The following is a 13,750-nucleotide window of genomic DNA, read 5'->3' as shown; positions in this document are numbered from 1 at the left end:
CCTAGTCGGCGAGGGCCGAGAGCAACCACTTCGAGATCGGGGAATCGCCTAGTTCTTGGAGGCTGTTCACCCAGCGGGCTTCGGCGAGCTCCGGTGAGAGTCTCAGCGCGTCGGTGGAGGCGAAGGCGGTGAGGATCGTGAGGGTGTCGTGTTTGCCTTCCAAGGTGGTGATGGTGGTGCGGACGATTTGGAAGGTGTCAGGTGGTACAGCGAGGCCTAGTTCTTCCCGCACTTCGCGGGTGGCCGCTTCGGCGGGGGTTTCGCGGGACGGTTTGTAGCCGCCGCCGGGGAGGGACCAGCGGTGGGTGTCGGCGTAGGAGTGCCGGACGACCAGGAAGCGGCCGTCCGGTAGCCGGAGCAGGGCTTTGACGCCGAAGGTGGTGGGTCTGCGGATCCGCCACCACAGCTGCAGGAACGGCGAACCCGCGCGGAGCAGGACCGCGGCGGGGCGCATCAGCGCGGCGGCATCCGGAGGGCGCCGTCGAGGCGGATCACCTCGCCATTGAGGAGCTGGTTGTCGAGGATGTGGCGGACGAGTGCGGCGTACTCCGACGGCCTGCCCAGCCGGGACGGGTGCGGGACCTGCTGCTCGAGCACGGTCCGGGTTTCCTCCGGCAGGCCGGCGAGCATCGGCGTCTCCATCGTGCCCGGCGCGATCGTCATCACCCGGATACCCTTGTCGGCAAGGTCGCGCGCGGCGGTCAGTGTCAGCGCGACGATGCCACCTTTGCTGGACGCGTACGCCGCCTGCCCGACCTGGCCGTCGTACGCCGCGATCGACGCGGTCATCACCACGACGCCACGGTCGCCGTCCGCGGAGGGCTCGGACGCGATCATCCGCTCGGCGGCGAGCCGCAGTACGTTGAACGTACCGATCAGGTTGATCTCGATCACCTGCCGGAACGTTGCCAGCGGCAACGGACCCTTCCGCCCGACGACCCGGCCGGGCGTCGCGACGCCCGCACAGTTCACCGCGACCCGCAACGTCCCGAGCTCCGCGGCTGCGTCGAGAGCGGCCGTCACGGCGGCCTCGTCGGTCACGTCGGTGGGTGCGAACACCACCCGGTCGCCGAGTTCGTCTGCGATCGCCTTGCCCGCCGACGACGGCAGGTCGACGATCACCACGCCGAGCCCGTCCGCCGCCAACCTCCGTACGGTCGCCTCGCCGAGCCCGGAACCGCCACCGGTGACGAGAGCGACATCGGACGGGCTGAACTTCATCACACGCTCCTGAGGAGATCGCGGCTGATGACCAGCCGCTGGATCTGGTTCGTACCTTCGAAGATCTGGGTCACCTTGGCCTCGCGCATGTACCGCTCGGCCGGGAACTCGCGGGTGTAACCGTACCCACCGAGCACCTGCACCGCGTCGGTGGTGACCTTCATCGCCGCGTCGGTGCAGACCAGCTTCGCGATCGCGGCCTCCCGGACGAACGTCCGGCCGAGATCGCGCCGGCGCGCGGCGTGCAGGTACGTCGCCCGGCCGGACTCGACCGCCGCGGCCATGTCGGCAAGCAGGAACTGCACGCCCTGGAAGTCTGCGATCGACTGCCCGAACTGCTGCCGTTCCTTCGCGTACGACGTCGCGAGGTCGAGGGCCGCCTGCGCCAGACCGATCGCGCACGCCGCGATCCCGAGCCGGCCGGAGTCCAGCGCGGACAGCGCGATCCGCATCCCGTCGCCCTCCGCGCCGATCAGGTTGGCGGCCGGGATCCGGACGTCGTCGTAGTTCACGAGCGTGGTCGTCGAGCCGGTCAGCCCCATCTTCCGCTCCGGCGCCCCGAAGCTCAGGCCGTCGACGCCCGCGGGCACGTGGAACGCGGAGATCCCGTGCTTGCGGTCGTCCGACGTCCGGGCGAAGGTCGTGAAGAAGTCGGCGTGCGGACCGTGGCTGATCCAGGCCTTCGTACCGTTCAGCACGTACGAGTCGCCGTCGCGGGCCGCGCGGGTGGTCATCGAGCTGATGTCGGACCCGGCCTGCGGCTCGGACAGCGCGTACGCACCTAGCAGCTCGCCGCCCACCATGTCCGGAAGCAGCCGCGCCTTCTGCTCGTCGCTGCCGAAGGTGGCCAGCCCGTACGACGTCATCGTGTGCACGGAGACACCGACACCGACCGACATCCAGGCGGACGCGATCTCCTCGAGCATCTGCAGGTACACCTCGTACGGCTGCTCGGCGCCGCCGTACTGCTCCGGGTAGGGCAGGCCGAGCAGGCCGGCCTTGCCGAGGGTCCGGAACGCGTCCCGCGGGAACGTCTCGGTCTCCTCCGCGTGCGCGGCGTGCGGCGCGAGCTCGTGCTCGCACAGGTCCCGCACCAGGCTCAGCAGGTCCTCGGATTCGTCAGTCGGCAGGAGCCGGTCGACAGCCATCAGGAACCCCCTCTCAACGGCTGCCCAAATGATACTCCGAACGATACTGCCGCACCTAACGCAGTATCGTTCTATGCTGTCTCGATATGACAACAGTCGTTCCGGGGCGACGTACCCGCCGGCAGTCCGAGCTGCTCGACCGGCTCCTGTCCCTGTTCCTCGAGCAGGGGTTCAGCCGGTTCACCCTGGACGACCTGGCCGCCGAGCTGCGCTGCAGCAAGACGACCCTGTACGCGCTGGCGCCGAGCAAGGAGCAGCTCGCCGTCGAGGTGGTCAAGCACTACTTCAAGAATGCCACCGCCCAGGTGGAGTCCGCGGTGGTCCGGCAGACCCGGCACGACCGGCGGATCGCCGCGTACCTCGGCGCGGTCGCGGACGCGCTCCGGCCGGCCAGCCGGACGTTCCTCGACGACGTGGCGACGTTCGCGCCGGCCCGCTCGGTGTACGAGCGGAACACCCGGATCGCCGCCGAGCGGGTCCGGCAGCTGATCGAGGACGGCATCAACCACAAGACCTTCCGGCAGGTCGACATCGCCTTCGCAGCCGAGATGATCGCGCACACCATGCAGGCGATCCAGCGCGGCGACATCGCCCGCCGTACCGGCCTCAACGACGCCGAGGCCTACCGCGAACTCGCATCCTTCGTCCTGCACTCCCTGCGGCTCGACTGAGACTTGGGGCTTCAGGCGGAACTCAGGCTCGTTCTAGGCAAGCAACCAATAGTCGTGGGCGCTCAAGCAATCCACCGAAAGGAAGCCCATGACCTTCATGAAGCCGCGTCTCCACAAGCTTGGCCTCGTCGCCGTTGCCGCCGCGATCGGAGCAGCCGCTCTTGGTGCGGTGAACGTCGAGCCCGCGTTGGCCTCCAGCTGCACTCTGGGCATCGGCCCGAAGACTCCCGAAGGTAACTACGAGGTCGGCGTCAACTGCGGTACCAACATCACCATTACGGGATTTTCTCTCTATGGCTCTGACCCGGCATTCGATGACTACCGGGGCACCTGGACAGGAGCCGGCGCCACCGTTTCGCGCGCCGTGTTGAACGAGGACGACAGCTGGCTTGATGACACCGATGAGATCTATGCGCGTGTGTCCGGCCGCGATCAGTTCGGCAACAGCTTCAGCGGGACGACGCAGATCATCACGCGCAAATTCTGAGGAACAGTCCTTGAGGTGTGGGAGACGCGGCGACCACCACGCCCGTCTCCCACACCCGCAGTTGTCCGGGGCCCGGCCACAGAAGGTGACCGGGCTGGCGCTTAGACTCGCGGAACCAAACGCTTGACGTCCTGAAGCTGCCACAACGCGCATCAGAGCCGTACGCCCCGGAAGGCTGATGACTATGAAAACTCTGCGACGATCCGCGGCCGTGGTGGCTGCCGCCGCGCTCGCCCTCGGTGCCGCCGTGCCGGCCGGGGCGGATCCGGTGAAGCCACCACGACTGTCCGCGAAGGCGATCACCGAAACGCTGAACGACCAGATCCACACTCCGGGTACGGCATGGATGACCAAGCCGGACGGCACCGTCGTCGTCTCGTACGACTCGACCGTCACCGGCACGAAGCTGACCAAGCTGACCGGCCTGACCAAGCAGCTCGGTAGCAACATCACGATGGAGAAGCTGCCCGGCAAGCTGCAGAAGTACATCAGCGGCGGGATGGCGACGTACGGCGGCGACTACAAGTGCTCCGTGGGCTTCAACGTGCAGCGGCGCGGGAAGTACTACTTCCTCACCGCCGGCCACTGTGGCGTCGACGCAGCCCGCTGGTACCAGGACCAGAACCACGCGGTCTACACCGGCGCCGTCTGGAACGCCACGTACCCGTACCACGACTACGCGCTGGTCGTGTACCGGACCGACATCAAGACCAAGCCGCCGGGCGGCAGCGTGTACCTGTACAACGGTCACTCGCAGGACATCACCCGTGCGCGGAACCCAGGTCTCAACCAGCTGGTGTACCGCTCCGGTGCGACCAGTGGGCTGCACAGCGGCCGGGTGACCGGGCTGAACGCCACCGTGAACTACGGCGACGGCCGCGTGGTCGGTCTGATCCGGACGAGCGTGTGCGCCGAGCCGGGCGACTCAGGCGGCCCGCTGTTCTACCGGCAGTACGCGTTCGGTCTGACCTCCGGCGGCTCCGGCGACTGCAAGACGGGCGGCGTCACGTACTTCCAGCCGATCGTGCAGGCGCTGAACGCGTACGGGGTCTACATCTACTGACCCGCTCGAGGCGGAGGTTTCCCCTACGCTCCGAGATTGACTGAATACTCAGGGAGATAGTGGGTAGGACAGGCTCACGGTTGAAGTCAAGGACGCCCCGCCCCGAAGGCGTCCTCATCGTGAGGAGGCTGAAACCATGAACCTGTCCCCAATCCGCCGTACCACCGCACTCCTGGCCGCGGCCGGGCTTGCCGCCGCCGGACTGCTGGCGACGCAAGCCTCGGCCGCACCGGTCAACCCGTCCACCCTCTCTGCCGCCGCGATCACGTCCACCCTGGCCGAGAACGCGACGATTCCGGGTACCGCGTGGGAGACCGACCCGAACGGCCGGATCATCGTGTCGTACGACAGCACCGTCACCGGCGCGAAGCTCGCGCAGCTGACCGGTGTGACCAAGCAGTTCGGCGACCGGATCAAGCTCGAGAAGATGTCCGGCAAGCTGACGAAGTACATCGCCGGCGGCGACGCCATCTACGGCGGGCAGTACCGCTGCTCGCTCGGCTTCAACGTGCGCAGCGGCAGCACGTACTACTTCCTGACCGCAGGACACTGCGGGAACATCGCATCCAGCTGGTACTCGAACTCCAGCAAGACCACGCTGCTCGGGACGACCTACGGGTCGAGCTTCCCCGGCAACGACTACGCGATCGTGCAGTACAGCTCGTCGTACACGAACCACCCCGGGACCGTGGATCTGTACAACGGTTCCTCGCAGGACATCACGTCCGCCGGCAACGCGACCGTTGGCCAGTCGGTCAAGCGCAGCGGTAGCACCACCGGCGTCCACAGCGGCACCGTCACGGCGGTCAACGCGACCGTCAACTACGCCGAAGGCACTGTCACCGGCCTGATCAAGACCACCGTCTGCGCCGAAGGCGGCGACTCCGGCGGCGCCCTGTTCGCCGGCTCGGTGGCCCTCGGCCTGACCTCCGGCGGCTCCGGCAACTGCTCCTCCGGCGGCACCACCTACTTCCAACCCGTAACCGAAGCCCTCTCCCGCTACGGCGTCAGCGTCTACTGACCCAACCCCACCTGCGCCCCGGACCCAACCTGGTCCGGGGCGCAGTGCGTCAGCTGGGCGACAGGACCGGAAAACCAAGCTCCTCAGCCGCGGCGCCCAACTCTTTGTCGTAGGTCACGAACTCCGTCAGCTCCGGCCGGAAGGGCTCAGCACTCGCCAGGTGAATCGCGTCGAGCGAGCCCAGTTTGGCCGTCCGATACGCCATCGCACGTCCGAGCACCGTCGAGGTCAGATCGGCCAGGTAAACGCCACGAACCGCCTGGCCGGCGAAGTACGGCACCTGCTGGTGATCGACACCGGCGCGGAGAAGGGTACGGGTGATCTCCAGGCTTGCCAGCTCGCTGGTGACCAGTTCGGTGTCCTCGGGCAACGCCGTACGCCAGGCACGCAGCGCGGCGGACTCGGCCTCGGGCTTGATGAACTTGAGCAGCGCGCAGGAGTCCAGGTAGATCACCTGCGCCGCTCCTTGTCGCGATCCTCGATCAGCAGATCCGACAGGCTGTCCACACCTGGCGCCAGCTCCAGCATCAAGTCCGGCATGCCAAGTTCGGCCGGCGGACTTACCTCCCCCGCGTCCAGGAGGTGCTGAAGTACACCTGGGCGTGCGTCTTCTGGCACCAGCCGAAGCACCGGACGACCTCGATCAGTCACGACGATCGTCTCGCCCGCGCGCACTCGGGCTACCGCCTTCGAGGGGTTCTGGTTGAGCTCCCGCAGCCCGATCGTTCTCATACCCCCAATGTAACTACATCTTGTAGCTACATCAAGAGCGGGATTGGAGTGTTGTGAGGTCTCGGGTGGCGTAGTGGTGGTGTTCGAGTTCTTCGTCGAGGATGACGTGGAGGCAGGCGAGGGTGGTCAGGGGTTCGTCGGCCCAGGGTGGGCCTTGGCGGGGTTCGGCGAGGAGGGCTGGGGTCGCGTCGGTGAGGAACGACTGGACGGCGGCGGCGCGGTCCGCGCGGAGCTTCAGGACTTCGGCGTACTGCGGGGCGGCGGCAGGGTCCAGGCCCAACGACGCGGCGTCGGTGAATTCGGTGAAGGCGAGACCCCACGGGTGGTAGCTCGTGGACTGTCGCGCGGCGCCCAACCAGGCGTCCGTCGCGAAGACGAGGTGGCGGAGCGTTTCGGTGAACGTCCATTCCTCGTCGACCGAGATGTCGGTCGTACCTTCGGGAAGGGCGGCCACGTCGTCGTAGGTCTGCTGCCAGGCGTCCTGGATCAGCGTCCACGCCCGGCACAGGTCGGCGGGGTCGGTAGCGTGGCGAAGGGCCCGGGCCGGTTGCCGGCGCACCAGTTCGGCCTCGACGAGCGGGGCTACCTCGACGCCGTCGATGGTCAGGCCGCGTACGTCGGCGCCGTCGATCGAGACGCCGGTCAGCCGGACCTCGCGGAAGACGGCTCCGGACAGGTCGACCAGCCGGAAGCGCGCGCCGTTCAGATACACCTGATGGAAGCGTGCGTCGTTGAGGCCCACCTGATGGAAGCGCGCCCCGGTCAGATCTGCCTGCTCGAAGTTGTCCATGACCGGGACGCTAGAGCATGTTCCGGACGGTCTACGTCCGGAACCGCTCAGCCGCGGCGACGGGAGATCTCGTACAGCGTGACGCCGGCGGCGATCCCCGCGTTCAGCGACTCGGTGACGCTGGTCATCGGGATCGAGACGATCAGGTCGCAGTTCTCCCGGACCAGCCGCGCGAGCCCCTTGCCCTCGGAGCCGACGACCAGCACCAGCGGCTCGGTCGCGGCCTCGAACTCGGGCAGCTCGACCGCGCCGTTCATGTCCAGGCCGATCACCAGCAGGCCGGCGTCCTTGTAGGACTTGAGGGCCCGGTTCAGGTTGGTCGCCCGGGCGACCGGGATCCGCGCCGCGGCACCCGCCGACGTCTTCCAGGCCGACGCGGACATCGACGCCGTACGGCGTTCCGGTACGACGACACCGTGCGCGCCGAACGCGGCCGCCGACCGGGTGATCGCGCCCAGGTTCCGCGGGTCGGTGACACCGTCGAGTGCGACGATCAGCGGCACCTCGCCGGCGTCGTAGGCCCGCTGCAGCAGGTCGTCGGGGTGGGCGTACTCGTACGGCGGGATCTGCAGCGCGACGCCCTGGTGCGCGCCGCCCGCGGTGACCCGGTCCAGCTCGGAGCGGGGCACCTCGAGCACCGAGACGCCGGTCTCGACCGCGACCAGCAGCGCCTCGCGCAGCCGGGCGTCCCGCTCGGTGCCCTCGGCAACATGCAGGGCGGACGCCGGTACGCCGGCCCGCAGCGCCTCGACGACCGGGTTGCGCCCGTACACCCACTCCACTGTCGAGTCGGCGTCCTTGCGCGCCGGACGGCGGCCGCGCTGCTCGCGTTCCTTGGCGCGCTCGGCCGCCTTCGCCCGCTTGTGCGCGGGGTGCTTGACCCGGTCCACCGCCTTCGGTGTCGGGCCCTTGCCCTCGAGACCGCGGCGGACCCGGCCGCCGGAACCGGCCGTCGGGTTGCCCCGCGGCTTCTTCCGGATCGCTCCCTTGCGCTGGCTACTGCCTGGCACGTCAATTTCCTTCGGTAGATACGAGAGACCATCGCGGTCCCTGAGGGGTGTCCTCGATGACGACGCCGAGCGCCTTCAGCTGGTCGCGGACGGCGTCCGCGGCGGCGTAGTCCTTGCGGAGGCGGGCGGCCTGGCGCTGCTCGAGCAGGGCCTTCACCAGCCCGTCGACGACCTCGGTCAGCTCCTCGCTGCCGCCGGTGCGCGACGCCCACGGCTCGGCCAGCGGGTCGAGCCCGAGCACGCCGAGCATCCCGCGGACCGACGCGAGCGCCTCCCGGAGTGCCTCGGAGTCACCGTCGGCGACCAGCTTGTTCCCGTCGCGGACGGTGTTGTGCAGCACCGCGACGGCGGCCGGCGTACCGAGGTCGTCGTCCATCGCGGCGGCGAAGTCCGACGGCAACTCGGCGGCCGGCTCGACCCCGCCGGTGACCTCGGTCGCCCGGTCGACGAACCCTTCGAGCCGCTGGAAGCTCTTCGCCGCCTCCTCGAGCGCCTCGAACGAGAACTCCACCACCGACCGGTAGTGCGACTGCACCAGGTAGTAGCGCAGCTCGATCGGACGCACCCGCTCGACCACGTTCCGGACGACGGCGCTGTTGCCCATCGACTTCGACATCTTCTCGCCGGCCGTGGTGACCAGGGCGTTGTGCATCCAGAACCGGGCGAACTTCTGCCCGACCGCGGTCGACTGGGCCAGCTCGTTCTCGTGGTGCGGGAAGCGCAGGTCCAGACCGCCGCCGTGGATGTCGAACTCCGCGCCGAGGTACTTGCCCGCCATCGCCGAGCACTCGATGTGCCAGCCCGGGCGGCCGCGTCCCCACGGCGCCGGCCAGGAGGCGGTCCGCGGCGTCGCCTCGGTCCAGCCCTTCCACAGCGCGAAGTCGCGGGGGTCCCGCTTGCCGCGCGGGTCCGCGTCCTCGGCGGCCTCCATGTCGTCGATCCGCTGGTGCGACAGGGAGCCGTACGTCGGCCAGGACTTCACGTCGAAGTACACGTCACCGGAGCCGTCCGGGGCGACGTACGCGTGCCCGTCCGCGATCAGCTGCTCGATCAGCTCGATCATCTCCGGGATGTGCCCGGTGGCGCGCGGCTCGTACGTCGGCGGGCGGCAGCCGAGCACGTCGTACGCCCAGTGCAGCTCGCGCTCGAACTCGTACGCGTGCGCCCACCACGGGACGCCCCGGTCGGCCGACTTGGCGAGGATCTTGTCCTCGATGTCGGTCACGTTCGCGATCACGGTGACCTCGTACCCGGAGCGCTCCAGCCAGCGGCGCAGGACGTCGAAGACCACTTCCTTGTAGATGTGCCCGACATGCGGGGCACCCTGCACCGTCAGCCCACAGTGGTAGATCCCGACCTTGCCCGGATGGACCGGTTCGAAATCTCGCACTGCTGCCGTTGCGGTGTCGTACAAGCGAAGTGTCACCGGTCAAGGGTAACGGGAAGTGGCACCGGTCCTTGACAAGATATCCACAGCACATCTTCGGGAGGACAGGTCAGTTGTCGAACCAAGGGCCGTACGGACCGCCGCCAGGGCAGTACCCGCCGCCGCAGCAGCAGTACCCGCAGCAGTTCCCCGGCCCGCCCCAGCAGCAGTACCCGGGCCCGCCGCAGCAGCAGTATGCCGGTCCCCAGCAGTACGGGCCGCCGAACTGGGGACCCCCGCAGGGGCCCGGTTTCGGCTTCGGCGGCAACGGCTACCCGCCGCCGCGCAAGAAGAAGGGCAGCAAGGCTGTCTTCATCGTCGTACCGATCGTGCTGCTCTTCGGCGCCGTCGGCCTGTTCGTGGTGAGCTCGATCCTGAAGCACAGCAGCGACGACACCTACACGGCGCCGCAACCCACTGCGACCGAGCAGCCCACCGAGCAGCCAACCGAGGAGCCCACTGGGCAGCCCACCGAGCCTGCGACGACGACCCGGCCGACGCAGCCGGCGAAGACCACCACGACGACCACCCAGCCGAGCGCGACGCAGACCACTCCGGCCGAGCCGTCGGACCTCGACATGGTTGCCAAGAACAAGATCTACAGGTCCGGGGTGATGTCCTCGGTCGGCTGCCGTGAGTCCGGCGCCCGCCCGAGCACGATCGCGAACGCCCGCAAGTACTACGCGAACCTGATCACCTGCCTGACCAGGGCCTGGCCGAAACAGGTGACGATGTCCGGCGGCCGGTTCGTCCCGCCGAAGCTGCTCGCCTTCTCCGGCGGCGCCACCAGCCCGTGCGGCGGCACCGCACCGAGCTCGTTCTACTGCAGTGCCAACCGCACCATCTACATGGACGCCGGCGGCGACGTGAAGCTCTACCAGCAGTACCGCAACGACAGCTTCGCGATGGCGTGGGTGCGGGCCGAGATGACCGACACCGTGGCGCACGAGTTCGGGCACCACGTGCAGAACATGGTCGGCATCCTGCAGGCCGACGACAACCTGCGCTACCAGTACTCCGGGGACAAGTCGCTGGAGATGAGCCGCCGGCTGGAAATCCAGGCGACCTGCTTCGGCAACGTGTTCATGGGGTCGAACAAGGGCAGCTACGGCATCTCCGGTGCATTCAAGAAGCAGCTCGACTACCTCCACTCGCACCAGGGCGACGAGTACGGCACCCAGCGCGACCACGGCAGCAGGGCGATCCTCCCGCGCTGGGCGAACGCCGGTTTCAGTACTCGCAGCCCCCGCGCGTGCAACACGTTCACGGCGTCACCGACGTACGTTCGGTAAATGATCACCAAACGCAGGGCGTAAAGGGTTGATTTCCTCCCAACCTGGGTAACAACTCCTCCGAGCGCTTTGTCCGCCCCTCATCTCGCTCTGGAGGAGAACCGTGAAGTCCGCCCTTTTCACGGGTGCCGCCGTGACGCTTGGCCTGCTCTTGGCCTCGGTCGGCTCCGCCCAAGCAACTCCCGCCCCGCAGCCCACCACGCAGGCGCGCCAGCACGGCATCACGAAGGCCGGCGACGCCTACATGGGCTGGACCCAGAACAAGACCACCACCAGTACCAACAGCACGGCATCGCCGATGAGCACCACGGCGGTTGTCGAAGGCATCGACGTCTCCAGCCACCAGGGCAACGTCGACTGGGCGTACTGGTGGGGTCAAGGCAAGCGGTTCGCGTACGTCAAGGCGACCGAAGGCACGTCCTACAAGAACCCGTACTTCGCCCAGCAGTACAACGGTTCGTACAACGTCGGCATGATCCGCGGTGCGTACCACTTCGCCACCCCGAACACCTCCAGCGGCGCCACCCAGGCGGGCTACTTCGCCAGTAGCGGTGGCGGCTGGTCCGGGGACGGCAAGACGTTGCCGGGTGCGCTCGACATCGAGTACAACCCGTACGGCGCCACCTGCTACGGACTCAGCCAGTCCTCGATGGTGAGCTGGATCCGGGACTTCCTCAACACCTACAAGTCACGGACCGGACGCGACGCGGTGATCTACACCAACTACGACTGGTGGAGCACCTGCACCGGTAACAGCACCGCGTTCAACTCGACCAACCCGCTCTGGGTCGCGCGCTACGCCTCCTCGGTGGGCACGCTGCCGGGCGGCTGGCCGTTCTACACCTTCTGGCAGTGGACCTCGTCGCCGCTCGACCAGAGCCACTTCAACGGCGACTACAGCCGGCTGCAGGCACTCGCCAACGGCTAATGGGGTTGCGGCGGTCACATAGTCTCGATCGGTGACCTACTCGCTGCCGATCGAGACCGACCGTCTGATCCTTCGACGCTACGTCGAGAACGACTACGACGACCTGCTCAAGCTGCAGTCCAACCCGGACGTCACCCGCTTCCTGCTGTACGACGTACGGACGCCCGAGCAGGTCCGGGAGGCTCTCAACGGCCGACTGGCCGATGTCCCCCTGGACAGCGACGGTCAAGCGCTCACCGTCGCAGTGATCCTGCGGGACACCGGCCAGCACCTCGGTGAGGTCACGCTGTTCCTGACCAGCACCGAGCAGCGCACGGGCGAGCTCGGGTACGTCTTCCACCCGGAGTCGCACGGTCACGGGTACGCCGCCGAGGCCTCGGTCGAACTGCTGCGTCTCGGGTTCGAGGAGCTCGGCCTGCACCGGATCATCGCCCGGCTGGACGCCCGCAACGACGGTTCGGTGAAGCTGCTGAACCGCCTCGGCCTGCGCCAGGAGGCGCACTTCGTGAAGAACGAGTACCTGAAGGGCGAATGGACCGACGAACTGGTCTTCGCGATGCTCTTCGACGAATGGAACAAGCGCTCGTAAGTTTTTTGCCGACGACGCGCCATCCGATGACAGCAACTGCCGCTGGGGATACCGTCAGGGTTATGACCTCCGCCCGTTCTGTCACCGCCCTGGTCCTCGGGGTGGTCGTGCTCAGCGCCGGCACTGTGCCGAGCGAAGCCGTGAAGGTCGCGTCCGCGCGGCAGATCGCCTACCGGACCTGGACGTCGAGCGCGGACTTCCTGGCCGGCGAACAGCACGGTACGATCGTTGCCGACGGCGCCCTCACGTTCGGTACGTCCACCGGCACCACGTCGTACGTCGACCCGTTCGGCGACGGCACCGCGAAGTCGTACGACCAGACCAGCTGGATCTCGCCGCACGTCAGTACCGGGTTCGGACTGACCGAGCTGGTCGCGTCCTGGAACGCGACCACCCCGCCCGGTACCTGGGTCGAGGTGTCGATGGCCGGGACCACGAACCTCGGCACGGCCACCAAGTGGTACGTGCTCGGCCGCTGGTCCGGCGGCGACGACACAGCGGCCGGCGACATCCACCGGACCTCGGTGCCGAGCCAGGGCGACGCCGACGGATCCGTTGCCGTCGACACCTTCCAGGCCGCGACCGGCAAGTGGCTGGACCGCTGGCAGCTGAAGGTGACCTTGTACCGGCTGGCCGGTACGACCCAGTCCCCGACGGTCCGCTCCGTCGGCGCGATGGCGTCCCAGCTGCCGTCCGACAAAAAGGTTGCCGCAAGCCCCCTTGGCGGCGCGGAAGGCCTGGTCCTCGACGTACCGACGTACTCGCAGGAGACCCACATCGGCCAGTACCCGCAATGGGACGGCGGCGGCGAGGCCTGGTGCTCCGCGACGTCGACCGCGATGGTGCTGGACTACTGGGGCGCCGGGCCGACCGCGGCCGAGACCGCCTGGGTCGACCCGTCGTACACCGATCCACAGGTCGACCACTCGGCGCGGTCGGTGTTCGACTACTCGTACGACGGCGCGGGCAACTGGCCGTTCAACACGGCGTACGCCGGCTCTCGTGGCTTGGACGCGTTCGTGACTCGGCTTCGGTCGCTGACCGAGGCGGAGCAGTTCATCAAGGCAGGGATCCCGCTGGTGGCGTCGCTGTCGTTCAAGAAGGGCGACCTGCCTGGCGCGGGATACGGGACGAACGGGCACCTGATGGTGATCGTCGGCTTCGACCAGAACGGCAACGTGGTCGTCAACGACCCTGCGTCGCATCTGATCGCCAGCAACGACCAGGTACGCACGACGTACGACAGGGCCTCGTTCGAGAACGCCTGGGTGCCGCACTCGGGCGGGCTGGTCTACGTGATCCACCCGGAGGGCACTGCTTTGCCTGCGCCTTCCGACCCGCAGCACAACTGGTAGGGACTCCACGAATGACA

16 protein-coding genes are annotated in these 13,750 nt (G+C 68.0%); 8 read left to right on the top strand and 8 right to left on the bottom strand.

What is annotated here, in order from left to right:
• Position 1: 1 nt before the first annotated feature.
• From ACFYRU_RS25290 to ACFYRU_RS25280, 3 genes are read right to left on the bottom strand one after another with little or no spacing between them, the layout of a single operon-like run.
• Positions 2–454: an NUDIX domain-containing protein gene (locus ACFYRU_RS25290; RefSeq protein ID WP_387663004.1), complete on the bottom strand. Its 453-nt coding sequence runs from the start codon at positions 452–454 to the stop codon at positions 2–4.
• Positions 454–1,221, bottom strand: coding sequence for an SDR family NAD(P)-dependent oxidoreductase (locus tag ACFYRU_RS25285; RefSeq protein ID WP_387663002.1), 768 nt, complete (start codon positions 1,219–1,221; stop codon positions 454–456). Before ACFYRU_RS25285 ends, ACFYRU_RS25290 begins: the two co-directional genes overlap by 1 nt.
• Complete coding sequence (locus ACFYRU_RS25280) at positions 1,221–2,369, bottom strand: acyl-CoA dehydrogenase family protein (RefSeq protein ID WP_387663001.1); 1,149 nt, start codon at positions 2,367–2,369, stop codon at positions 1,221–1,223. Before ACFYRU_RS25280 ends, ACFYRU_RS25285 begins: the two co-directional genes overlap by 1 nt.
• An 86-nt stretch (positions 2,370–2,455) precedes the next feature.
• On the opposite strand from ACFYRU_RS25280, the gene ACFYRU_RS25275 reads away from it, so the two are divergent.
• The 4 genes from ACFYRU_RS25275 to ACFYRU_RS25260 all read left to right on the top strand — a co-directional run bounded on the left by ACFYRU_RS25275 (position 2,456) and on the right by ACFYRU_RS25260 (position 5,611).
• On the top strand, positions 2,456–3,040 hold the full coding sequence (locus ACFYRU_RS25275) for a TetR/AcrR family transcriptional regulator (protein WP_209697595.1): 585 nt from the start codon (positions 2,456–2,458) through the stop codon (positions 3,038–3,040).
• Positions 3,041–3,128: 88 nt separating this feature from the next.
• Positions 3,129–3,527 (top strand): hypothetical protein, encoded by a 399-nt coding sequence (locus ACFYRU_RS25270; protein ID WP_387663000.1) that lies wholly within the window; start codon positions 3,129–3,131, stop codon positions 3,525–3,527.
• A gap of 184 nt (positions 3,528–3,711) precedes the next feature.
• Complete coding sequence (locus ACFYRU_RS25265; RefSeq protein ID WP_387662998.1) at positions 3,712–4,590, top strand: S1 family peptidase; 879 nt, start codon at positions 3,712–3,714, stop codon at positions 4,588–4,590.
• A gap of 136 nt (positions 4,591–4,726) precedes the next feature.
• Positions 4,727–5,611 (top strand): S1 family peptidase, encoded by an 885-nt coding sequence (locus ACFYRU_RS25260; protein WP_387662996.1) that lies wholly within the window; start codon positions 4,727–4,729, stop codon positions 5,609–5,611.
• 49 nt (positions 5,612–5,660) lie between these two features.
• On the opposite strand, the gene ACFYRU_RS25255 is transcribed toward ACFYRU_RS25260, so the two are convergent.
• Genes ACFYRU_RS25255 through cysS form a run of 5 tightly spaced genes read right to left on the bottom strand, consistent with a single transcriptional unit; the run spans position 5,661 to position 9,569 of the window.
• On the bottom strand, positions 5,661–6,065 hold the full coding sequence (locus ACFYRU_RS25255; RefSeq protein WP_387662994.1) for a type II toxin-antitoxin system VapC family toxin: 405 nt from the start codon (positions 6,063–6,065) through the stop codon (positions 5,661–5,663).
• Positions 6,062–6,343, bottom strand: a complete 282-nt coding sequence (locus ACFYRU_RS25250; protein WP_387662992.1) for a type II toxin-antitoxin system Phd/YefM family antitoxin — start codon at positions 6,341–6,343, stop codon at positions 6,062–6,064. The genes ACFYRU_RS25255 and ACFYRU_RS25250 overlap by 4 nt, the downstream gene beginning before the upstream one ends.
• Positions 6,344–6,374: 31 nt before the next feature.
• Positions 6,375–7,133 carry a DinB family protein gene (locus tag ACFYRU_RS25245; protein ID WP_387662990.1) on the bottom strand — a complete coding sequence of 253 codons (759 nt, stop codon included), beginning with the start codon at positions 7,131–7,133 and terminating at the stop codon, positions 6,375–6,377.
• 47 nt (positions 7,134–7,180) lie between these two features.
• Positions 7,181–8,143 carry a 23S rRNA (guanosine(2251)-2'-O)-methyltransferase RlmB gene (gene rlmB, locus ACFYRU_RS25240; protein WP_387662988.1) on the bottom strand — a complete coding sequence of 321 codons (963 nt, stop codon included), beginning with the start codon at positions 8,141–8,143 and terminating at the stop codon, positions 7,181–7,183.
• Position 8,144: 1 nt separating this feature from the next.
• Complete coding sequence (gene cysS, locus ACFYRU_RS25235; RefSeq protein WP_387662986.1) at positions 8,145–9,569, bottom strand: cysteine--tRNA ligase; 1,425 nt, start codon at positions 9,567–9,569, stop codon at positions 8,145–8,147.
• 74 nt (positions 9,570–9,643) lie between these two features.
• Between cysS and ACFYRU_RS25230 the strand changes: the two genes are divergently transcribed.
• From ACFYRU_RS25230 to ACFYRU_RS25215, 4 genes are all read left to right on the top strand, one after another.
• Positions 9,644–10,861 carry a neutral zinc metallopeptidase gene (locus tag ACFYRU_RS25230; RefSeq protein ID WP_387662984.1) on the top strand — a complete coding sequence of 406 codons (1,218 nt, stop codon included), beginning with the start codon at positions 9,644–9,646 and terminating at the stop codon, positions 10,859–10,861.
• A 103-nt stretch (positions 10,862–10,964) separates the two neighbouring features.
• Complete coding sequence (locus ACFYRU_RS25225) at positions 10,965–11,789, top strand: lysozyme (RefSeq protein ID WP_387662983.1); 825 nt, start codon at positions 10,965–10,967, stop codon at positions 11,787–11,789.
• A gap of 31 nt (positions 11,790–11,820) precedes the next feature.
• Positions 11,821–12,378 carry a GNAT family N-acetyltransferase gene (locus ACFYRU_RS25220; protein ID WP_387662981.1) on the top strand — a complete coding sequence of 186 codons (558 nt, stop codon included), beginning with the start codon at positions 11,821–11,823 and terminating at the stop codon, positions 12,376–12,378.
• A 62-nt stretch (positions 12,379–12,440) separates the two neighbouring features.
• Entirely contained in the window at positions 12,441–13,733 is a 1,293-nt protein-coding gene (locus tag ACFYRU_RS25215; protein WP_387662980.1) for a peptidase C39 family protein, read from the top strand.
• The last annotated feature ends 17 nt before the right edge of the window (positions 13,734–13,750 follow it).

The sequence above is a fragment of the Kribbella sp. NPDC004536 genome, assembly GCF_042873835.1.
GTDB lineage: Bacteria > Actinomycetota > Actinomycetes > Propionibacteriales > Kribbellaceae > Kribbella.
The sequence above is the reverse complement of the archived record's forward strand: the minus strand, read 5'-3'. Positions and strand labels throughout refer to the sequence as shown.